This window comes from Vibrio sp. D173a (genome assembly GCF_030248475.1).
Genome location: NZ_JAHGAH010000231.1, coordinates 1 through 859 on the forward strand (window position 1 = coordinate 1; position 859 = coordinate 859).

Consider the following 859-nt stretch of genomic DNA (forward strand, 5'->3'; position numbering starts at 1 on the left):
CGACGTTCATTGCGTATCTAATTATGATGCTGGCAATCGGGGTTATTGCTTACAAACGTACATCTAACTCGACCGACTACTTCCTTGGTGGTCGTGCACTTGGTCCATGGCCTGCTGCGCTTTCTGCGGGTGCTTCGGACATGAGTGGTTGGCTACTGCTAGGTCTTCCGGGCTACGCGTATGCTGCGGGTTTCGAAGCTTTCTGGTTGGCTGGTGGCCTACTAGTGGGTACATGGGCAAACTGGTTAATCAGTGCTAAACGCCTGCGTACGTACAGCATTACAACAGATGCATTGACGCTACCTGAGTTCCTAGCTCGTCGTTTCAATGATACGTCTAAGCTGATCCAAACAATTTCTGCTTTCTTTATTCTTCTCTTCTTCCTTTTCTACACAAGCTCAGGCTTGGTAGCGGGCGGTAAGTTGTTTGAAACAGTATTCGGCTTAGACTACACCACAGCGGTAATCATCGGCACAGTATGTGTTGTATCGTACACGCTATTTGGTGGTTTCCTTGCGGTATCTTGGACTGACCTTGTGCAAGGTCTACTGATGTCTGCTGCGCTGCTTATCGTGCCGATTGCTGCGATGAACGGTGGCCTTGGTCAACTATCGACAGATCGACACAACATCAACCCTGAGCTGCTAACGCTATGGAATGATGCGAAAGGTGAGCCTCTATCTGCGATTGCAATTATCTCTCTAGCGGCATGGGGTCTAGGTTACTTTGGTCAACCGCATATCCTTGCGCGTTTCAAAGCAACACGTACTAATAAAGACCTAGGCACAGCGCGTCGTATCGCAGTGGTATGGACTGCACTGTCTATGGCGGGTGCAATGTTAGTGGGTCTGGTTGGTCT

1 pseudogene is annotated in these 859 nt (G+C 49.5%); it reads left to right on the forward strand.

From position 1 onward, the window contains the following. Nucleotides 1-859, forward strand: a pseudogene (locus tag KIV40_RS21105) (sodium:proline symporter); the annotation flags it as partial.